The organism is Enterobacter cloacae complex sp. SHL001, assembly GCF_049236825.1.
In the GTDB taxonomy this organism is placed as follows: domain Bacteria; phylum Pseudomonadota; class Gammaproteobacteria; order Enterobacterales; family Enterobacteriaceae; genus Enterobacter; species Enterobacter hormaechei_C.
Genome location: NZ_JBMKIP010000003.1, coordinates 303162 through 324077, shown reverse-complemented (window position 1 = coordinate 324077; position 20916 = coordinate 303162). Strand labels below are relative to the sequence as shown.

Annotated in this window: 19 protein-coding genes; 10 read left to right on the top strand and 9 right to left on the bottom strand. The window is 55.1% G+C overall.

What is annotated here, in order from left to right; all coding sequences use genetic code 11:
* Positions 1-24 precede the first annotated feature (24 nt).
* Positions 25-489 carry a multidrug/biocide efflux PACE transporter gene (locus tag ACOTYH_RS10890; RefSeq protein WP_017382868.1) on the bottom strand — a complete coding sequence of 155 codons (465 nt, stop codon included), beginning with the start codon at positions 487-489 and terminating at the stop codon, positions 25-27.
* A 101-nt stretch (positions 490-590) separates the two neighbouring features.
* Here ACOTYH_RS10890 and ACOTYH_RS10885 point away from each other — a divergent pair, with 101 nt between their 5' ends.
* The 3 genes from ACOTYH_RS10885 (at position 591) to ACOTYH_RS10875 (ending at position 3729) form a co-directional block, all read left to right on the top strand.
* Positions 591-1457, top strand: coding sequence for a LysR family transcriptional regulator (locus tag ACOTYH_RS10885; protein ID WP_015571771.1), 867 nt, complete (start codon positions 591-593; stop codon positions 1455-1457).
* 92 nt (positions 1458-1549) lie between these two features.
* Positions 1550-2728 carry an acetyl-CoA C-acetyltransferase gene (locus ACOTYH_RS10880; RefSeq protein ID WP_015571770.1) on the top strand — a complete coding sequence of 393 codons (1179 nt, stop codon included), beginning with the start codon at positions 1550-1552 and terminating at the stop codon, positions 2726-2728.
* A 317-nt stretch (positions 2729-3045) separates the two neighbouring features.
* Complete coding sequence (locus ACOTYH_RS10875; RefSeq protein ID WP_003862842.1) at positions 3046-3729, top strand: oligogalacturonate-specific porin KdgM family protein; 684 nt, start codon at positions 3046-3048, stop codon at positions 3727-3729.
* A 205-nt stretch (positions 3730-3934) separates the two neighbouring features.
* Here ACOTYH_RS10875 and ACOTYH_RS10870 read toward each other — a convergent pair whose 3' ends face one another.
* Entirely contained in the window at positions 3935-5110 is a 1176-nt protein-coding gene (locus tag ACOTYH_RS10870; protein ID WP_033487612.1) for an oligogalacturonate lyase family protein, read from the bottom strand.
* A gap of 300 nt (positions 5111-5410) precedes the next feature.
* On the opposite strand from ACOTYH_RS10870, the gene kduI reads away from it, so the two are divergent.
* The 3 genes from kduI (at position 5411) to ACOTYH_RS10855 (ending at position 8800) form a co-directional block, all read left to right on the top strand.
* Positions 5411-6247 (top strand): 5-dehydro-4-deoxy-D-glucuronate isomerase, encoded by an 837-nt coding sequence (gene kduI / locus ACOTYH_RS10865; protein WP_017382863.1) that lies wholly within the window; start codon positions 5411-5413, stop codon positions 6245-6247.
* 63 nt (positions 6248-6310) lie between these two features.
* A complete protein-coding gene (kduD, locus tag ACOTYH_RS10860) occupies positions 6311-7072 on the top strand; it encodes a 2-dehydro-3-deoxy-D-gluconate 5-dehydrogenase KduD (RefSeq protein ID WP_006811839.1) in 762 nt (253 codons plus the stop codon).
* Positions 7073-7384: 312 nt separating this feature from the next.
* Positions 7385-8800, top strand: coding sequence for a sugar porter family MFS transporter (locus ACOTYH_RS10855; RefSeq protein WP_421637732.1), 1416 nt, complete (start codon positions 7385-7387; stop codon positions 8798-8800).
* 84 nt (positions 8801-8884) lie between these two features.
* Here the strand turns inward: ACOTYH_RS10855 and ACOTYH_RS10850 are convergent, their stop codons facing one another.
* Genes ACOTYH_RS10850 through ACOTYH_RS10835 form a run of 4 tightly spaced genes read right to left on the bottom strand, consistent with a single transcriptional unit; the run spans position 8885 to position 13110 of the window.
* Entirely contained in the window at positions 8885-10171 is a 1287-nt protein-coding gene (locus ACOTYH_RS10850) for an ABC transporter substrate-binding protein (protein ID WP_017382862.1), read from the bottom strand.
* Positions 10172-10184: 13 nt separating this feature from the next.
* Complete coding sequence (locus ACOTYH_RS10845; RefSeq protein WP_039269866.1) at positions 10185-11312, bottom strand: ABC transporter ATP-binding protein; 1128 nt, start codon at positions 11310-11312, stop codon at positions 10185-10187.
* Between the two features lie 12 nt (positions 11313-11324).
* On the bottom strand, positions 11325-12227 hold the full coding sequence (locus tag ACOTYH_RS10840) for a carbohydrate ABC transporter permease (protein ID WP_017692724.1): 903 nt from the start codon (positions 12225-12227) through the stop codon (positions 11325-11327).
* Complete coding sequence (locus ACOTYH_RS10835; protein WP_003862825.1) at positions 12220-13110, bottom strand: carbohydrate ABC transporter permease; 891 nt, start codon at positions 13108-13110, stop codon at positions 12220-12222. The genes ACOTYH_RS10840 and ACOTYH_RS10835 overlap by 8 nt, the downstream gene beginning before the upstream one ends.
* Positions 13111-13653: 543 nt before the next feature.
* Between ACOTYH_RS10835 and wzz(fepE) the strand changes: the two genes are divergently transcribed.
* Positions 13654-14790 carry an LPS O-antigen length regulator Wzz(fepE) gene (gene wzz(fepE), locus ACOTYH_RS10830; protein ID WP_032669284.1) on the top strand — a complete coding sequence of 379 codons (1137 nt, stop codon included), beginning with the start codon at positions 13654-13656 and terminating at the stop codon, positions 14788-14790.
* 33 nt (positions 14791-14823) lie between these two features.
* Here wzz(fepE) and ACOTYH_RS10825 read toward each other — a convergent pair whose 3' ends face one another.
* Positions 14824-15147: a cupin domain-containing protein gene (locus ACOTYH_RS10825; protein ID WP_015571763.1), complete on the bottom strand. Its 324-nt coding sequence runs from the start codon at positions 15145-15147 to the stop codon at positions 14824-14826.
* 135 nt (positions 15148-15282) lie between these two features.
* Here ACOTYH_RS10825 and ACOTYH_RS10820 point away from each other — a divergent pair, with 135 nt between their 5' ends.
* Positions 15283-15975 carry an aspartate/glutamate racemase gene (locus ACOTYH_RS10820; RefSeq protein ID WP_062938016.1) on the top strand — a complete coding sequence of 231 codons (693 nt, stop codon included), beginning with the start codon at positions 15283-15285 and terminating at the stop codon, positions 15973-15975.
* Here ACOTYH_RS10820 and ACOTYH_RS10815 read toward each other — a convergent pair.
* The gene (locus tag ACOTYH_RS10815) at positions 15970-16896 is read right to left on the bottom strand and encodes a LysR family transcriptional regulator (RefSeq protein ID WP_017692726.1); all 927 of its coding nucleotides are present in this window, start codon (positions 16894-16896) and stop codon (positions 15970-15972) included. The genes ACOTYH_RS10820 and ACOTYH_RS10815 overlap by 6 nt on opposite strands.
* A 120-nt stretch (positions 16897-17016) precedes the next feature.
* On the opposite strand from ACOTYH_RS10815, the gene lysA reads away from it, so the two are divergent.
* Positions 17017-18279: a diaminopimelate decarboxylase gene (gene lysA, locus ACOTYH_RS10810; protein WP_033487609.1), complete on the top strand. Its 1263-nt coding sequence runs from the start codon at positions 17017-17019 to the stop codon at positions 18277-18279.
* Here the strand turns inward: lysA and ACOTYH_RS10805 are convergent.
* Entirely contained in the window at positions 18249-19286 is a 1038-nt protein-coding gene (locus tag ACOTYH_RS10805) for a LacI family DNA-binding transcriptional regulator (RefSeq protein WP_003862814.1), read from the bottom strand. The genes lysA and ACOTYH_RS10805 overlap by 31 nt on opposite strands.
* A 299-nt stretch (positions 19287-19585) precedes the next feature.
* Here ACOTYH_RS10805 and ACOTYH_RS10800 point away from each other — a divergent pair, with 299 nt between their 5' ends.
* Positions 19586-20911 carry a PTS sugar transporter subunit IIC gene (locus ACOTYH_RS10800; RefSeq protein ID WP_015571758.1) on the top strand — a complete coding sequence of 442 codons (1326 nt, stop codon included), beginning with the start codon at positions 19586-19588 and terminating at the stop codon, positions 20909-20911.
* Positions 20912-20916 lie beyond the last annotated feature (5 nt).

Below are 20916 nucleotides of genomic sequence, written 5' to 3'. Positions count from 1 at the left end.
CGGAGCAGGTCTCCGGCCGGAAGGTTATTCGCTTGCCAGGGCGCGTCGTTGCTGGCGGCGCTTGATGATTTTCTCCCGCAGGGTGTCGTACGCCCAGTTGTAAAGCATGGTGTACGGCAGGAAGAACAGAAAGAAACCAATTTCCAGGGTAAAAGCCTGGAGCAGCGTCACGCCCAGCACGGCGGCAACGATGGTTACGCCAATCACAATAAAGCCGCATTCAAAACCCAGGGCATGCAGGGCGCGCACTTTCGCCGTGCGCTTCACCCGCTGGACGGGCCAGAAACGGTCGAAGCCAAAGTTATAGATAATGTTCCAGAGCATTGCCGTGGTCGCCAGAATAATGGTGAGCCCCCCCATTTCAACCACCGAGCGCTGCATTAGCCACGCGGCCGTCGGGGCGAGGATCGCCGTAGCAATGCCTTCAAAACAGACGGCATGGAAGATCCGCTCCGGCAATTTACGTTGGAGTGCATCCTGATATTGCATATTTACCTCATATAGACGCCAGTATGGGCGTTGATGCCGCCTATTCTTATCGTTTAAGGTGATATATAAAAGATGGTATCCATCGATAAAGTAGATACATCATGCGTTACTCTCCCGAAGCACTGACCGCGTTTGTTGAAACTGTCGCCGCAGGTTCGTTTTCTGCTGCGGCACGGCGGCTGCGTAAAAGCCAGTCCACCATCAGCACCTCCATTGCCAACCTTGAAGCTGACCTTGGCTTTGAGCTGTTCGATCGCTCGGCGCGTCACCCGGTATTAACCGCCCAGGGTGAACAGGTGCTGGGCTATGTCCAGTCGATACTCGCCGCCAGCGCGCGCCTGGATGAGCTGGCCGTATCGTTAACCGCGCAAACGGAGGCGCGTTTTACCTTTGTTCTCTCCGATACGCTTAACCCGGCCGTGCTGGAAGAGATGATGAGCCAGTTCGACCAGCGTTTTCCGCACACGGAATTTGAGTGCCTGATTGGAGAAGAGGAGGACGTGATCGATCTGCTGCAAAAGGAGCGGGCGCAAATTGGCCTGACGGAAGCGCGCGACAGCTACCCGACCGATATTGGCGCGACCCGTCTGCCTATGCAGACGCGGATGGCCATCTACGTTTCTGCCGGACATCCTCTGGCAGGGCAACATGAGACGCAGGCGGACGAGCTGCATGGCTGGCGCGAGCTGCGGCTGAGCACCTATCTTGAACGGGAAGCGCCCCTTTCGCGCGGGCCGGTCTGGTCTGCGCCGAATTATCTGTTACTGCTGAGCATGGCGGTACAGGGCTTTGGCTGGTGCGCGTTACCCTGCGCGCTGGTCGACGAATTTGCCGCGTCGAAATCGCTGGTGCAGCTGAACGTGCCGGGCTGGCCGAGGTCGATTGCCATCGATCTGGTATGGAACAAACGAACCCCGCCCGGCGTCGCCGGAAGCTGGCTGCGCCAGTACTTGCAGGACGCACGATAATCCTGTGACTAAACTCACTAATTTTAAACATTTGCGTCAATTGTTGATAACAATCCTCTACTATCGTCATGTCATTTTGCACAGAGGTCGTGATGAAAGATGTCGTTATAGTGGGTGCGTTACGTACGGCTATCGGCTGTTTTCAGGGAGCGCTTGCGCGTCACTCTGCGGTTGATCTTGGCAGCGTGGTGGTAAGAGCGCTGGTGGAACGCAGCGGGATTGCCGCACATGAAATTGATGAGGTGATCCTGGGCCAGGTGCTGACCGCTGGCGCGGGACAAAACCCTGCGCGCCAGGCGGCGCTGAAGGGCGGCCTGCCTAATACCGTTTCGGCAATTACCATTAACGACGTCTGTGGTTCAGGTTTGAAAGCGCTCCATCTTGCAACGCAGGCCATCCAGTGTGGTGAAGCGGATGTGGTCATTGCCGGCGGGCAGGAGAATATGAGCCGCGCCCCGCATGTCCTGACCGACAGCCGGACCGGCGCGCAGCTCGGGAACAGTCAGCTGCTTGACAGCCTGGTTCACGACGGGCTGTGGGACGCCTTCAACGACTACCATATGGGCGTAACGGCGGAAAACCTGGCGCGGGAATACGGTATCAGCCGCGAGCTTCAGGATGCATATGCCCTCAGCTCACAGCAAAAAGCGCGTGCAGCGATCGACTCCGGGCGTTTTCGCGATGAAATTGTCCCGGTCAGTACCCAGCGCCAGAACGGCGAAGCGCTCATCGTCGATACCGACGAGCAGCCGCGCACCGATGCCAGCGCAGAAGGGCTGGCAAAACTCGATCCGGCCTTTGAAACGCTCGGTTCCGTAACGGCAGGCAACGCCTCATCCATTAACGACGGTGCGGCGGCGGTGATGATGATGAGTGAAAGCAAAGCCCAGGAGCTGGCGCTGCCGGTGCTGGCGCGGATCAAAGCGTTTGCCAGCGTGGGCGTTGATCCCGCGTTAATGGGGATCGCCCCGGTCTATGCCACGCGCCGCTGCCTGGAGCGGGCGGGCTGGGAGCTGAACGATGTGGATCTGATTGAGGTCAACGAAGCTTTTGCTGCACAGGCGATCTCGGTCGGGAAAATGCTGGAATGGGATCCGCTGCGGGTCAACGTCAACGGCGGAGCCATCGCGCTGGGCCATCCCATTGGCGCCTCCGGCTGCCGCATTCTGGTGTCGCTGGTCCACGAAATGAAAAAGCGTAACGCCCGAAAAGGGATCGCAACGCTCTGTATTGGCGGGGGGCAGGGGGTGGCCCTGGCTATCGAACGGTAATTTCTCCCTCTGCGCACAGAAAACCTCCCACGGGAGGTTTTTTTGTGTCCGCAGAATCCTTTTTTAACACTTATGCGTTCTTTCTGAAGCCCGCAATAATTATTGCGCGGTTAATTATTTGCTTTGTGAAGTGCTTAATGTGATCTCACGCCTGAAATTTACGGTTAATACCCTTTTTTTGTTGATGGGGTTCACGTCAATCTTTGCCAAAAAAAATGAAACAAATAATTTCGATCCTTGTCACTAAAATAACGGTGCATAAAAAATAAACTCAAGTTTCATAAAAAAGAAACGTTATTTTAATTGAGGGTTTTTTCATGTTTAAGAAATCTCTGCTCCTTGCTTCCCTTATTAGTGCCTCTTTTGCGGCTAGCGCCGTTACCGTCGATCTGCGTCACGAATATATTGACAGCGGCTCGAATGCCGACCGTGTTGCCGTCTCGCACCGCTTTGATAATGGCTTCGGTTTTTCAGTCGAGGCGAAGTGGAAATCAGGCGGGGACAAGGCAGATCAGCCATTCGCGGATGTAGTGGGGAACGGTCACGAAGATCAGATTAGCTGGCGCTGGAAAGCGACAGACAATATCGCCCTGACCCCTGCGTTTACGATTGAAAGCACAGACAGTCGCACCATTTATAAACCGAATCTGCATGTGCAATATAGCTTCGATAATGGCTTCTACGTGGCTGCGCGTTACCGTTACGAATATACCCGCTACCCGTCAAGCTCAAATAAGGACGACGATAAAGTTAACCGTGGCGATGCGTGGGTCGGTTGGGTATTAGGTGACTGGCGTACCGAGCTGAACTATGTTTACGCGAAAAGTTCTGAAGGCGTGGCCCGAAATAACAATAAAGATTATTCCAACGAATATAACGCCAAGCTGGCCTACAAATGGGATAAAAACTGGGCGCCGTATGTGGAGGTGGGCAACGTGGGGGTTAAAGACACGGACGAACGCCAGACCCGTTTCCGTTTAGGCGTGGCGTACTCCTTCTGATAATTTATCTTCTTCGCTAAAACCGCCGGGTGGCGCTTCGCTTACCCGGCCTACACCTTCTTATCCGTCCTACACCTTCCTTCCAATCCGTCGTTTCGTAGGCCGGGTAAGCGAAGCGCCACCCGGCAAAAAGCGCCGCGCAATCACCCAAAAAAAAGCCCTCCGAATCGGAGGGCAAGGCCAGTTACAGAAACACTAACTCAAGTCAGGCATGCAACATTTCAGGTTGCTCAGGGAGTTTCGCGATATAGAGGGCCGGTTTGCCGTCTTTATCGGAACTGTACAGCACCGCTTTTTCGTCCGGCGTGAAGGACGGATGCGGGTGGGTTACCTGGCGGCTGTTCGCCACCGTAGCCCATGAGGTGTCATGACGGGCGATGCGGTAACAGGCTTTTTTCGCCACGTCAAAGGCATACAGATAAGGATCGTTATCAATGGTGTAGCCGCCGGTGTCTTTCACATCGACAGGCGTACCGGAGCCGTCGCCAACCAGCAGGGTGCCGTCGACGTTGCTCATCAGGTGCGAACAGGCGGGCATATTCATTACCGCTTCATTCACGCCGGTGTCCGGGTTGAAGCGGGAGATGGTGCGCCCTTGCTGACCTTTCAGGTAAGAAACGTAGATCAGCGCGGACCCGTCCGGCACCCAAAATTCATGTGTACAGCTTTCACCTTCCGCGTGCGTTTTCACTTTCCGCACGTTGCTGCCATCTTCGTTCACCAGCCACATGCGGGCGTCGACCAGGTCGTGCGGCCCTTCATGACAGAAGGCCACGGTATTGTCATCGAACGGGCGATATATTGGATGTCCCAGCCAGATCTTCTCGTCATGAATGGTGGTGCTTTCACCCGTTTTCAGATCAACGCGCAGCAGGCGGCAGTGCGGCCCTTTGTGGAAGAAGTCGTGGAAAATTTTCCAGTCGTTGAGTGGCGTCCAGTCACGTCTGGCAATCTCAATACCCACCAGTTTGGTGCAGTCGCTGTTCGCGACCCAGGTGCCGTAGCCGACCCACTCTTCCGGGACGCGGTACACTTCGCGCTCTGCCAGCGTCTGTAAATCCACCTCCAGCAGGGTGCGATCGTTCTTCACATAGTAGAGGGATTTATCGTCCGGAGAGAGGAACCCGCCAAAGGTGTTATCGCCCGCGCCTTCGGTCAACTGTACCGCTTCGGCGTTTTTCAGATCCAACAGGTAATAGTTCCAGTGACCGTCGAACTCCCCGGCGAACAGCAGGTGGCTGCCATCGTTAAAGAAGCACTTCTGGTAAAAGTAGTTGCGATGACAGGTTACTTCCGGTGGGGTCAGGCGGGTGACTTCCACGCCTGTATCCGGATCGCGGCTGACCTCATAGTTCAGCTTGACCCGCATACCTTTAGCCATAATGCACTCCTTTGAACGCGTAATGTAGGTTGAAAACTAGGTGATAAATTATCAAAACGTTGTTTCATTATGTGTGACTGACAGCGCACTTTCTCAGTTTGATTAACCAGATTGAGGGTCTTAAAAATTTATCGTGATCGAAACACCATTTCTGGCATAAACAAGCAGAAAAAATGAAACGTTGTTTTAAATGCAATTGAAAACCCCGTGGTCAGGGGATAATATGTGTTCATCACGAAAACGGAACGTTGTTTCGTTAATTATCTTTGCCTTCGGGCACGATCAATTCTGGAGGTTTACGTGGACGTCAGACAAAGCATCCACAGTGCGCACGCTAAAACGCTGGATACTCAGGGGCTGCGCAGTGAGTTTTTAGTTGAGCAAGTGTTCGAAGCCGACAAGTACACCATGGTCTACAGCCATATTGACCGCATTATTGTGGGCGGGATTATGCCGGTGGCGAAAACCGTCTCCGTGGGCGGTGAAGTGGGCAAACAGCTGGGCGTGAGCTACTTCCTCGAACGCCGTGAACTGGGCGTGATTAACATCGGCGGGCCGGGCACCATTACCGTTGATGGCCAGTGCTACGAAATTGGTCACCGCGACGCGCTGTACGTCGGCAAAGGGGCGAAAGAAGTGGTGTTCGCCAGCATTGATGGCAGCAAACCGGCGAAGTTTTACTACAACTGCGCCCCGGCTCATACGACTTACCCCACCAAAAAAGTCACGCCAGCGGATGTTGCCCCGGTGACCCTTGGCGATAACCTCACAAGCAACCGTCGCACCATCAACAAATACTTTGTTCCGGATGTGCTGGAAACCTGTCAGCTCAGCATGGGGCTGACCGAGCTTGCGCCGGGCAACCTGTGGAACACCATGCCGTGCCATACCCACGAGCGCCGCATGGAGGTCTACTTCTATTTCAACATGGATGAAGACGCCTGCGTGTTCCACATGATGGGACAGCCGCAGGAGACGCGCCATATCGTTATGCACAACGAGCAGGCGGTCATTTCGCCGAGCTGGTCTATCCACTCTGGCGTGGGAACGAAAGCCTATACCTTTATCTGGGGTATGGTCGGTGAAAACCAGGTCTTCGATGACATGGACCACGTCGCTGTTAAGGATCTGCGCTAGTCGCAGGCAGTTAAGTATATATCTGCCTGTTGCTGACAGGCGCTGAACGATTAAGGAATAAACATGATTCTGGATGCATTTTCTCTGCAAGGTAAAGTGGCTGTGGTTTCCGGTTGTGACACCGGGCTGGGGCAGGGTATGGCGTTAGGTCTGGCTGAAGCGGGCTGCGATATCGTCGGGATTAACATCGTTGAGCCAACGGAAACCATCGAGCGCGTTACCGCACTGGGCCGCCGTTTCCTGAGCCTGACCGCGGACCTGCGCAAAATCGATGCGATCCCTGAGCTGCTGGATCGCGCGGTGGCGGAGTTTGGGCATATCGATATTCTGGTCAACAACGCCGGCCTGATCCGTCGTGAAGACGCGATTAACTTCAGCGAAACGGACTGGGACGACGTGATGAATCTGAACATCAAGAGCGTGTTCTTTATGTCCCAGGCGGCTGCGAAGCACTTCATCGCCCAGGGGAAAGGGGGCAAGATCATCAATATTGCCTCCATGCTCTCTTTCCAGGGCGGCATCCGCGTGCCGTCTTACACCGCATCGAAGAGTGCCGTGATGGGCGTGACCCGTCTGCTGGCGAACGAGTGGGCGCAGCACAACATCAACGTCAACGCGATTGCGCCGGGCTACATGGCCACCAACAATACCCAGCAGCTGCGTGCGGATGAAGAGCGCAGCGCGGCAATCCTGGAGCGTATTCCAGCGGGTCGCTGGGGTCTGCCGAGCGATCTGATGGGGCCGATCGTGTTCCTGGCATCCCCGGCTTCGGATTATATTAACGGCTACACCGTGGCCGTCGACGGCGGCTGGCTGGCACGATAATTCACCCCGAATCAAGAACCTCTGCCCTCGGGTAGAGGTTTTTTTTGCGCCAAAATTGGCTTTATCCATATCCTTAAAGATGAAAAATCCATACTGAAAAGGAATGAATGACAGGCATCACACATTTATTGCTTAAATATTAACTAATTAATAAAAAATAAGGTTAAACCACCCTGATTTGAAATTGTAATGTCCATCACAGATCGGTATGTCGTAGCGAAATAATCCATATCTTCACCAGTTCCGGCCTGACACTTTCTTCCGGTATCTCGTAATTTCACTTAACGAATTTCGCTGTTGAGGCAGGAAACTATGACATCTGTAAATGACTCTACCCTTATGCCCGCTGCGCTGCGCGATACCCGACGCATGAACCAGTTTGTTTCTGTTGCGGCCGCCGTAGCCGGTTTACTGTTTGGTCTGGATATCGGCGTTATCGCTGGCGCACTGCCCTTTATTACCGACCACTTTACGTTAAGCAACCGCCTGCAAGAGTGGGTGGTGAGCAGCATGATGCTGGGTGCGGCCATCGGCGCACTGTTTAATGGCTGGCTGTCGTTCCGTCTCGGGCGCAAATACAGCCTGATGGTTGGGGCGATCCTGTTTGTTGCCGGTTCCATTGGCTCGGCGTTTGCCATCAACGTTGAGGTGCTGCTGCTCTCCCGCGTGCTGCTGGGCGTGGCGGTGGGTATCGCGTCCTACACCGCGCCGCTTTACCTCTCCGAAATGGCGAGCGAAAACGTGCGCGGGAAGATGATCAGCATGTACCAGCTGATGGTGACGCTCGGTATCGTGCTGGCGTTCCTGTCGGATACATACTTCAGCTACAGCGGCAACTGGCGGGCAATGCTTGGCGTGTTGGCGCTGCCTGCGGTGCTGCTGATTGTGTTAGTCATTTTCCTGCCGAACAGCCCGCGCTGGCTGGCGCAAAAAGGGCGTCACGTGGAGGCGGAAGAGGTGCTCCGCATGCTGCGCGACACGTCTGAAAAAGCGCGTGAAGAGCTGAACGAAATCCGCGAGAGCCTGAAGCTGAAGCAGGGCGGCTGGTCGCTGTTTAAGGCAAACCGCAACGTGCGCCGCGCGGTGTTCCTCGGCATGCTGTTACAGGCGATGCAGCAGTTCACGGGGATGAACATCATCATGTATTACGCCCCACGCATCTTTAAAATGGCCGGTTTTACCACCACCGAACAGCAGATGATCGCCACGCTGGTGGTAGGGCTGACCTTTATGTTCGCCACCTTTATCGCGGTGTTCACCGTTGATAAGGCCGGACGTAAACCGGCCCTGAAAATTGGCTTTAGCGTGATGGCGCTCGGCACCTTAATACTCGGCTACTGCCTGATGCAGTTCGATAACGGCACGGCGTCAAGCGGCCTCTCTTGGCTCTCCGTCGGCATGACCATGATGTGCATCGCCGGTTACGCGATGAGCGCCGCGCCGGTGGTGTGGATCCTGTGCTCTGAAATTCAGCCGCTGAAATGCCGTGACTTTGGTATCACCTGTTCCACCACCACCAACTGGGTGTCGAACATGATCATTGGCGCGACCTTCCTGACGCTGCTGGATGCGATTGGCGTGGCAGGCACCTTCTGGCTCTATACGGTGCTGAACGTGGCATTTATCGGCGTGACCTTCTGGCTGATTCCGGAAACCAAAGGCGTGACCCTGGAGCATATTGAACGCAAGCTGATGAGAGGGGAGAAACTACGTAATATCGGCGTGTAATGTCATTGCCCGGTGGCGCTTCGCTTACCGGGCCTACGATAGCCTGTAGGCCGGGTAAGGCGTAGCCGCCACCCGGCTTTGTGTTTACCGCATCGCACGTCTCAAAATACGCTCCGCCTGACGCTGGAAGTCAGCGGCCGTCTCTTCCACGGTTTTCTGCCCGTAGTCGATATACTGCAAAGAGGTACCGAACTGCGCCACAATCTGTGGGTCGTCAAAGTATGGCGAGACGGTGAGTTTCGCCGGCAGCGACTGCGCCAGGCGCAGGCCCGCCACGGATGGATCGTCCTCTTTAATGGTGCCGTCTTCGGTCAGATACTGCACCGCCACTTTGCTCAACGGCACGCCGCGCTCAAGACCCAGCGTATCAACCCCTTCTTTGCTGTTGAGCAGGAAGTTAATCAGCTTCGCTGCCGCTTCCGGGTTTTTGGTCGTCTTACCAATCGACAGCATCTGCGCCGGTTTGAAGAACAGACCCGCGTCGGTGGCGCCCGGCAGCATTGGGTAGCTGCCCAGCTCCAGTTTCGCCGGTGGCTTCAGGTTGTCGGAATATTTGTTGATGGTGGAGTTCCACATGTAGGTGCCGCCCCATTCACCCTGGATCCACGGCTTCATCTCATACATGTTGCTCTTACCGAACGAGGCATAGTATTTGGTGTCCGGCATGACGTGGCTGTCGATCAGCTTTTTGTAGGTCTGGAAAAACTCCACCCACTGTTCCTTTGTGTAGCTGAACTTTTTGGTTTTCTCATCCACCGCAGGAATGTTGTACTTCTGGATCATGTACGAATTCAGCAGCGCCAGCGTATCCTGGTGCTCCAGGATCACCGGATAGTATTGCTTGCCGAGCTTGCTCTCGAAGGTTTTACCGGCCGCCATCAGCTCGTCCCAGGTTTTCGGGTACGCAATACCCGCTTTTTTCCAGGTTTCGTCATTGAAGTAGAACACGCGCGCCGTCACCGAGATCGGAATGCCGTTCAGCTTGCCGTCCACGGTGGTGGTTTGCAGCTCTTTGGGATCGAACTGCGACAGGTCGATCACGTCCTTCATCTTGTTCAGATCGTAGAAGCCGTCACCGGTTTTGGAGAAGATCGGCAGCCAGTTCCAGTTGGTCTGCATCACGTCCGGCTCGGTGCCGCCCGCAATCTGGGTGGTCAGACGGGAGAGGTGACCGTCCCAGCCGGTGTATTCCGCTTTTACGTTGATGTCCGGGTTCTGCTTATGGAACTCTTCCAGCGCTTTCAGAGTGACCTGGTGACGGCCATTGCCGCCCCACCAGGACATCCGTAAATCCACATTCTGCGCCATCGATGGCAAAGCGGTAAGGCCCAGGGTCGCGGAGATTGCTGCGCTTAAAAGCACTTTTTTCATTTTTATCACTCCATCAGAGAGAGAGGTTCTGTTCAGTTTTTGCGTCAAAAATATGACACTTGTTCATCTCAAACGTGAAATACACCTTACGATGAAGCCCTTTATCAATCATTGGCTTAGCTTCATCGGACGGGATTCGGGCGGTCAGTTCGTAGTCCGCGACCTTCAGGTACACAAAGAATTCATGGCCCATGTTCTCCACGCGCACCATCTCCCCGCTACAGCCGCCATTCGGGAAGGGCTCATCAGAGAGCGACACAAATTCCGGGCGCACGCCGTAGAAGATCTCCTGACCCGCGTAAGCCGCGACTTTCTCCTGCTTCTCCGCGTTCAGCGGCATGGTTTCATCGCCAATGGCGATGTGCAGCTGGCCCGCTTTTTCGACCAGCACGCTTTTGCGTATATTCATCTCCGGCGCGCCGATAAAGCCCGCTACGAACATGTTCTTCGGCTTGTGGTAGAGGTTGTCCGGCGTGTCCACCTGCATGATATGGCCGAGCTTCATCACGCAGATGCGGTCGCCCATGGTCATCGCTTCGGTCTGGTCGTGGGTCACGTAAACGGTGGTCGCCGGTTTTCCTGACTTCTTCAGCTGCTTGTGCAGGTCAGAAATACGGATACGCATCGAAGCGCGCAGTTTGGCGTCGAGGTTTGAAAGCGGCTCATCGAACAGGAACACATCCGGCTTTTTCACAATCGCACGGCCTACCGCCACGCGCTGCGCCTGGCCGCCGGAAAGCTGGCGCGGCAGGCGGTCGAGCAGCTCTTCCAGCTCAAGAATTTTGGCGGCATCATTCACCTGAGACTCAATCTGATCTTTCGGCAGTTTGCTCAGCTTGAGACCAAAGGCCAGATTCTCGCGCACCGTCATGTGCGGATAGAGGGCGTAGTTCTGGAACACCATTGCAATACCGCGCTCCTTCGGCGCGAGGTTGTTCACGATCTTGTCGCCGATGCGCACCTCGCCGCCGCTGATGGTTTCCAGCCCCGCCAGCATGCGCAGGGTCGTGGATTTGGCGCAGCCGGACGGCCCGACAATCACCATGAATTCCCCTTCAGCAATTTTAAGATCGATAGCGTGTACCGCTTTAAAGCCGTTGGAGTAGACCTTTTCCAGCTTGTTGAAAATAACTTCAGCCATGGTATTTCCCTCTTAACCTTTAATTCCGCTGCTGGTGACGCCCTGTACGAAGTAGCGCTGTGCCAGGAAGAAAACAATGATGGATGGCAGAATGGAGATGCTCGCCATTGCCAGAATTTCGTTCCACGGCGCGCCTTCGGTGACGTCGATGGACATTTTCAGCGCCAGTGCGATGGGGTATTTATCCACGCTGTAGACGTAAATCAGCGGCCCGATAAAGTCGTTCATGGACCACATGAACTGGAACAGGGCGACGGAGATAATGGCCGGTTTCAGGATCGGTACCACCACGTACCACAGCACCTGGAAGGAGTTACAGCCGTCAATCTGCGCCGCCTCTTCCATGTCACGCGGGACGCCGCGCAGGAACTGGATCAGCATGAAGACGAAGAACCCCTGAGTGGCGAAGGCCAGCGGCAGGTACAGCGGCATATAGCTGTTGAGCATGCCCATTTCACGGAACATGAGGTACTGCGGGATCAGCAGCACGGTGCTGGGCAGCAGCATGGTGGTGATGAGCGTGGCGAACCAGAACTTCTTCCACGGGATCTCGAAGCGGGCAAAGCCGTACGCCACGATGGTGGAGGAGATAATGGTCAGGATCACTTTCGGGATCACATACTTAAAGGTATTCAGCATGTAATGGCCGAAGTTGTACTCGGTGCCGGTTTTCCAGCCGTTCACGAAACCATCCCAGGTGGCGTGGGCTGGCCACAGGCTCAGGGTGGTGAAGATCTCGTGGTTCGGTTTGAACGACGCGGAGAACATCCACACCAGCGGGTAAAGCATCAGCAGGCCGACAACCAGCAGGATCACATAGCGAACGGAGGCGTTGATTTTCTCTCTGCGCAGCGTGCGGGCCACTTCGCGTTCGGCGACGCTTCTTGCCGTGGAGAGTTGTTGAATATCAGCCATTTTTGCCTCCTTTATCGGCGGAGTAGAACACCCAGTATTTCGACGACTTAAAGGCGATACCGGCGAAGACGGCCACCACCAGGAACAGGATCCACGCCAGCGCCGCGCCATAGCCCATATCGAAATACTTGAACGCGGTGTCGTAGATGTAGAGCGAGAACAGATAGGTCGAATAGGTTGGCCCGCCGCCGGTAATCACGTACGGCCCGGTAAATTCCTGGAACGCCTGCGTGGTCTGCATGATGAAGTTGAAGAAGATCACCGGCGTAATCAGCGGCACGGTCACCTTCATGAACATCTGCCATTTCGATGCGCCATCGATCATTGCCGCTTCATACTGGGACTGCGGTACGTTTTGCAGCGCGGCCAGGAAGATGACCATCGCGGAACCGAACTGCCAGACGCGCAGCAGGGTAACGGACATCAGCGCCAGCGACGGCTCGCCCAGCCAGTTCACCGGATCAAAGCCAAATACACCGATAAAGCTGTTCAGCAGACCATCAATGGCAAATAAGGCGCGCCACAATACGGCAATGGCGACGGAGCTGCCGAGGATCGACGGAATATAGTAGGCCGTTCGGAAAAAGCCGATGCCGCGTAATTTAAAGTTCAGGACAAAGGCAATTCCTAATGCAAAGGCGAGCTTTAACGGGATGGTTAAAAATACATAGGCAAAGGTCACGCCCATGGATTTCCAGAAGAGCGTGTCTTCGGTAAACATGTAGCGATAGTTTTCAATGCCGTTAAACACCGGCGGACTCATCAAATCGTAATCCGTAAAGCTGAGGAAAAACGATGAGACGAAGGGGAATGCCGTAAAGAGTATCAGCCCGATGATGTAGGGTGATATCCATGCGAGCCCCAGCAGCTTGTTTTCATTCATACATACCTACCTGGCAATCAATGGTTTAATACGAAATCTGCTTTGTTACATTTTTCAGGCCTGCGATGCGCGGCATGAGAGCTGAAATTCAGGGTGCAACGTCTGGCAACGGCGAAATCTACGTTTGTTTTTTAACGCTTTTTTGTCTTTCTTTGTGCTGTAAGCGCTTCTGGTTTCAAAAGAGCTGAACCGGCGTTCTTGGATACTAAAACATCGTTTTATTTTATATTATTGCGATTTATTTCTGCGTCATTCGCTTAATGGTGGAAATGTGATCGGCGTCGAAACGCTGTTTCAATATAGTGAGGGAGGTGGCATTTTTGACTTTTCACGAAGCTTTGCCGCCGGCCATGAGGAAGAGATAACGAAGCAAAAAGGGAGCGGGAATAAGAATAGTCACGCAGCGTGGCTAACTACCAGATCTGATAGCAGGTCTACAGATGTACCAATTCGTCATTCAGATAATTCTTACATTCTTGTATGATTTGTTACACCGGAACCAGTCAGGCAGAATTTCACTGCATCCTTAAAAGAAGAACAGTTATGTCAGCGATGGATTTCAAAAAACATACGGATCTCAACTTTCCTCACTATGCTCCCCCGGCGGTCAGCGCTAAAGAAATAGATCTTCTGGGTCTGCTGGACGTCCTGCTGGCAGCAAAAAAACGCATCATCACCATTGTCTTTGCATTTGCACTGGTCGGCCTGGCAATCGCCTTTCTGATACCGCAAAAATGGACCAGTAAAGCGGTCATTACGCCCGCGGAACAGACGCAGTGGAGTTCGCTACGCCAGATGATGGTGGCGCTCCAGGTGCTTGATGTCGACGTGAAAATTACCCGTGCGGATGTGTTTAATCTGTTTGTTAAAAAGTTTCAGTCCCAGTCTCTGCTTGAAGAGTACATGAAGAGCTCACCTTACGTGATGGCTCAGCTCGATGGCGCTCAGGTTGACCCGCTGGAGCTGCACCGCGCGGTGGTCAATATTGCCGAAAAGATGAAAGCCGTTGATAACACGCAGGAAAAAAATGCCGATAAAGCACCGTACCTCTCCTGGACGTTAAGCTTCACTGCCCCAACGGCAGAGGACGCGCAGAAAGTGTTGAATGGTTACATTCAGTACATCTCCCGCATCGTCGAGCAGGAGACCATGCAAAACATTCGCGATCAGCTGATCCTGAGAACCAAAACGGTTCAGCAGCAGCTGGAGCTGGATCGGGTCCGTCTGACAAATATCCATAATACCAACCTGCAACGCCTGAACTACTCGCTGGAAGTGGCGAACGCGGCAGGGATCAAAAAGCCGGTCTACAGCAATGGACAGGCGGTGAAAGACGATCCGGATTATTCCGTCGCCCTCGGTGCGGACGGGATTGCGCAGAAATTGCAGATTGAAAAAAATCTGAAGGACGTTTCTGAGTTGAACGCCGATTTCCAGAACCGCGAATACTATCTGGCACAGCTGCAAAAACTTTCCTTCGAAGATGTGAGCCTGGAGCCGTTCAAATACCAGCTTTCACCTTCTATGCCGGTGAAAAAAGATGGCCCGGGCAAAGCCCTGATCGTGCTGCTGGCGTGTATTCTGGGTGGACTGTTCGCCTGTGGCAGCGTGCTGCTGCGCGAGGCAATGAGCACCCGCAACCCGCTGCCGGAACAACTTCCTGAGCCGGTTACGGAATAACATCAAAAAAGGCGCTCAACTGAGCGCCTTTTTTTATTTCAGGAAATCTTCGCGAACCGGAGTAAAGGTATCCAGCAGGGTGCCGGGTTTCAGGCAAACGCAGCCGTGCATCACGTGCGGCGCTTTATAGAGGGTGTCGCCCGCCATCACCACATGCTTCTCCTCGCCAATGGTGAACTCAAATTCCCCCGAGAGAACGTAGGTGAGCTGCTCATGCGGATGGTTATGCATCGGGCCAATCGCGCCTTGCTCGAAATTCACTTCCACCGCCATCATCCTGCCGTCGTGCGCCAGAATACGACGCGTCACGCCGTTGCCCAGATCCTCAAGCGTGGTCTCTTTATGGAAAATAAACATATTTTCGCCCTGTTATGTAATGAAACATTGTTTCAATTAATTTATCTCACCCGCGGCGAAAAGGAAACGTTTAGCCAAATAACTGGAAAGGCGATCACAAGTTTGCTTCACTGGGTGAAACGCACAGGAGGAAAGATGAAAACGATCGGTCTGTTAGGGGGCATGAGCTGGGAATCAACGATCCCGTACTACCGCCTGATTAATGAAGGTGTCAAACAGCGTCTGGGCGGTCTGCATTCGGCTAGCCTGCTGCTGCACAGCGTGGATTTCCATGAAATAGAAGCCTGCCAGTCGAGCGGGGAGTGGGACAAAGCCGGGCAGATGCTGGCGGACGCCGCGCTCGGGCTGGAGCGTGCGGGCGCGCAGGGTATTCTGCTGTGTACCAACACCATGCATAAGGTGGCGTCGCACATTGAAGACCGCTGTTCGCTGCCGTTCTTACATATCGCGGATGCCACCGGACGTGCCATACGTGCCGCCGGCATGACGCGCGTGGCGCTGCTGGGGACGCGCTACACCATGGAGCAGGATTTTTACCGCGGGCGGCTGAACAGCCAGTTCGGGATTGAAAGCCTGATCCCTGAAGAGGCTGACCGGGCGCGCATTAACCAGATTATTTTTGATGAGCTGTGTCTGGGCACCTTCAGCGAAACGTCGCGCGCATGGTACATCAGCGTGATTGAGAAACTGGCGCAGCAGGGGGCGGAAGGGGTTATCTTCGGCTGTACCGAAATTGGCCTGCTGGTGCCGGCAGACCAAAGCCCGATAACGGTCTTCGATACCGCCGCCATCCATGCCGCGGATGCGGTGGAGTTCATGCTGTCATAGTGGTTTTTGCAGGTCAGGTAAGCGAAGCGCCACCTGACGCGCGTGCGCAATCAGGTGTTCACTAAACGCATCAACCAACGCTGAGGCGGGCCGGTGCAGCGGGCGGATCAGGCTCACGGTAAAGGGAACGGAAACGCTAAAACGGCGCAGAACCACGCCGCTGCTGGCGTAGTCCATGGCCGTGAGCGGGTTCACCACCGAAATACCCACGCCCGCGCGCACCATCGCGCAAATAGACGCCGCACTGTGCGTTTCCATCACCATCCGCCGCTTCACCTGATGTTCGGCAAACAGGCCATCCAGAAGCTGCCGGTAGCTGTCGGTCTGCGACAGGCTGATATAGTTCTCACCGTGAAAATCCGCCGGCGTCAGCTCCGCTTTGTGGGCAAGCGGGTGGCTGGCAGGTAGTACGCAGACCTCATCCAGCGACAGCAGCTCCGTGCGTTCCGTTCCCGCTGGCGTGACGAGGGTTTCGGTCAGACCCAGATCGTGGCGCTGGGCCGAAAGCCACTCCTCCAGCAGCGGCGACTCCTGCGGCACGATGGTCAGGCTGACCTCCGGATAGCGGGCCAGAAACGGCTGTAACAGTACCGGCAGGAATGACTGGGAAAAGACCGGCAGGCAGACGATGGACAGCTCGCCCTGGCGGAACTCCCTCAGGCTCTCTGCCGCGCTCACGATCCTGTCCAGCCCGTACCAGGAGCGCTGAACCTCCTCAAACAGGCGTAAACCCTGCACCGTTGGATGTAGCCGGCCGCGGGTGCGTTCAAACAGCTTCAGCCCCAGCACTTTCTCAAAACGCGCCAGCTCGCGGCTGACCGTCGGCTGCGAGGTGTGCAGCATGTGCGCGGCTTCAGTGAGATTGCCGGTGGTCATTACCGCATGAAAAATCTCGATATGGCGTAGGTTAACGGCGGGCATAGGGCACCTGATGGCTGAGCGTAGTCCATATCATTTTTGCATAGACTCAAGATAAAACGATATTTTTTATTCTCTTCAGGCTATGGCGTAATGATAAAAAACAGATTTCCGGAGACGACCATGCCACGCCCACTCAACCAGACTGAGACCGATTTAAACGCCGATAACCTGCTGCGCCTGCCTGCCGAATTCGGCTGCCCGGTGTGGGTCTACGATGCGCAGATTGTGCGCGAGAAGATCGCCGCGCTGCATCAGTTTGATGTGGTGCGTTTTGCGCAGAAGGCCTGCTCCAATATTCATATTCTGCGCCTGATGCGCGAGCAGGGCGTGAAGGTTGACTCCGTATCGCTGGGTGAGATCGAACGTGCACTGGCGGCCGGGTTTGATCCGAAAGCCGACAGCGACGCGATCGTCTTCACCGCTGACCTGATTGACGACGCCACGCTGGCGCGCGTGCACGAGCTGCAAATCCCGGTCAATGCCGGTTCGGTGGATATGCTGGAACAGCTTGGGCAGGTCTCTCCTGGCCATCGCGTCTGGCTGCGCATCAACCCGGGCTTTGGTCACGGTCACAGTCAGAAAACCAACACCGGGGGCGAAAACAGCAAGCACGGGATCTGGTATGCCGATATGCCTGCGGCGCTGGAGGTTTTACAACGCTACAACCTCAAGCTGGTGGGCATTCACATGCATATCGGGTCCGGCGTGGATTACGGCCATCTTGAGCAGGTCTGTGGCGCCATGGTGCGTCAGGTTATCGATTTTGGTCAGGATCTGGAGGCGATCTCCGCCGGGGGAGGGCTTTCGATTCCTTACCGCGAAGGGGAAGAGGCGATCGACACGGATCACTATTACGGCCTGTGGAGCGCCGCGCGTGACAGCATCGCCGCCCATCTGGGCCATGCGGTGAAGCTGGAGATTGAGCCGGGTCGTTTCCTGGTTGCCGAGGCCGGCGTGCTGGTGGCGCAGGTGCGGAGCGTGAAGGAGATGGGAAGCCGTCACTTTGTGCTGATTGATGCTGGCTTCAACGATCTGATGCGCCCGTCCATGTACGGCAGTTATCATCACATCACCGCGCTTGCCGCCGATGGCCGCGATCTGGTCAACGCCCCGCGCATCGAGACCGTTGTTGCCGGCCCGCTGTGTGAATCCGGTGACGTCTTTACTCAGCAGGAAGGCGGGAAAGTCGAAACCCGTTCGCTGCCAGAGGTAAAACCGGGAGATTATCTGGTGCTGCATGATACTGGCGCGTACGGGGCGTCTATGTCTTCCAACTACAATAGCCGCCCGCTGCTGCCGGAAGTATTGTTTGATAACGGCGTGGCGCAGCTGATTCGCCGTCGCCAGACCATTCAGGAGCTGCTGGCGTTAGAGCTGGTCTGATTAAACCAGGGCCCCGTCGTCACCGAATCGCGTAACACCAGCGTGCCGGTGAACGGCGGGATCGCTTCAACCGGCTGGTTTTTTGCCAGCCGGATCGCCTGGTCGATCGCCGTGACGATCATGTTGTCGATCGGCAGATACACCGACGACAGGGCAGGCTCCAGCCACTTTGCGCTGGGGGCATCGTCAAAACCAAACAGCGAAATATCCTGCGGGATCTTCAGCCCGGCCTGGTGTAATGCTTTGGAGGCGCCCAGGGCCATATCATCGTTACAGGCAAACAGGGCGCTGAACGATGTCTTTTCCGCAATCAGCTCCTTGCACAGCTCGTAACCCCGCGTCATGCCTGCATCGCCGTATTTAATCCGCCGCTCGTCGAGACGAATACCGTGCTTCTCCAGCGCCTTACGGTAGCCCATCAGTCGCGCTTTACCCGTTGGCGTGTGGATCGGGACGGTGATACAGGCGATCTCCCGGTGGCCCTGGCTTATCAGGTAATCCACCGCTTTGAAGGCTGCGTCCTGCTGTTCAAAGAACACGCAGCGATCCGCCGCCTGGCTCACTTCACGGTTAATGATCACCAGCGGCGTCTGCACGCTGTTGATCAGCTTCAGGATCGTCTTTTCGCTCATGTAACGCGTATACAGCACGATGGCGTCGCACTTGCGATCGGCGAGCATCTGGACCGCCTGTTCTTCCTGCTCAGGGGCGTCGTGACCGTCGGTAACAATCAGCTGTTTTCCGTGCTTTTCGGTCTGCCGTGACGCCTGCTGTAGCAAACGACCAAAGTAAAAACCGTCGAACGTCGAGACGACCAGACCAATGCTGTTGCTGGTCTGGTTAGCCAGCGAACGCGCGAGAAAGTTCGGACGATAGCCCAGCTCCTCCATCGCGCGAAATACCTGCTGACGCGTGCTCTCTTTAACCTGACCTGTGCCGTTCAGCACGCGCGAAACGGTGGCCTTCGACACGCCCGCACGCAGTGAGACATCCAGCATTGTTGCCATTCGAAATTCCTGTTTCCACGTAATGGTTTGCAGTTTAACACAGACCATCCGGCGCATAAGCGACGTGGGAAGGGCAAAACCCCATAACGATCACGCTTTTCGGTAACGATCCTCGCCCGCGGGATAAATGCCTGTCATTGGCATGCCAAAATGGTGATAAATCGCAATCTGGAATACCTCTTACCTCATTGAGAGCTTAATCACAGAACAAAGCGCCTGTGGACGCTATTTTTGGCATACCAATAGTATCCGGCTGTCCATCTTATTCAATAAAAGCCCTTTTACTGAGGTATTACCCTATGGCATTTCAGGAAAAACTGATCGACGCTCTGGGCAGTTTTGCCACCACCTTCAACAGCTATCGCTACATCCAGGCGATCAAGTCTGCGTTTATTACCTTAATGCCGGTCATCATTGTGGGGGCGTTCTCGGTACTGATCTCCAATATGGTGCTGGATCCGAAAAACGGCCTGGCGAGCTTTCAGTCGCTGTCGTTTCTGGCGGCGTTAAAGCCGATCACCAGTGCGCTGAACTATGCCACGCTCAACTTTCTCAACATCGGCGCGGTGTTTTTAATCGGCATTGAGCTGGGGCGTATTAACGGCATTAAGTCCCTGTTCCCCGGCCTGCTGGCGGTGATCTGCTTTATCTGCGTGACGCCGACCACGGTGGAAATGCTGGTGGACGGCGAGATGCACGTGGTGAAAGACGTGCTGCTGCGCCAGTTCTCGGATACCCGCAGCCTGTTCCTCGGCATGTTTATCGCCATCCTGTCAGTGGAGATTTACTGCTGGCTGGAAAACCGCAAGGGGCTGAAAATCAGGATGCCAGACACGGTGCCGCCGAACGTCGCCGCGTCGTTCTCTGCGCTGATCCCGGCCATTATCACCACCACCGCCATCGCCACCTTTGGCTTCGTGTTTCATCAGGTTACCGGAATGTATCTCTACGACGCGGTTTACCAGGTGGTGCAACAGCCGCTGGAGCGCGTGGTGCAAAGCCTGCCGGGGATCCTGCTGCTGATGTTTGTCGCCCAGCTGTTCTGGGTGATTGGTATTCACGGCAACCAGATGATCAAGCCGATCCGCGAGCCGCTGCTGCTGGGGGCAATCACCGTTAACATGAGCGCGTTCGAGCAGGGCAAAGAGGTGCCAAACATCATCACCATGCCGTTCTGGGACGTCTATATGAGCATCGGCGGCTCCGGCCTGACCATCGGCCTGCTGATAGCCGTCATGATTGCCACCAAACGTAAAGAGATGAAGGAGATCGCTAAGCTCTCCATCGGCCCGGGTATTTTTAACATCAACGAGCCGGTGATCTTCGGGATGCCAGTCATGCTCAACCCGATCCTGGCTATCCCGTTCATCATCACGCCGCTGGTGACGGGCTCGATTGGCTACTTTGCCACCGTGACCGGATTTGCCGGGAAAGCCGTGGTGATGGTGCCCTGGACCACGCCGCCGCTGATCAACGCCTGGCTGTCAACCGCGGGCTCCATGGGGGCGGTGATCACCCAGTTTATCTGCATCGTGACCGCGGTGATTATCTATCTGCCGTTTGTGAAAATTGCCTCACGCCGCGCAGATCAGGCCGCACTGCAACAAGCCACCGATAACGCATGAGGGCA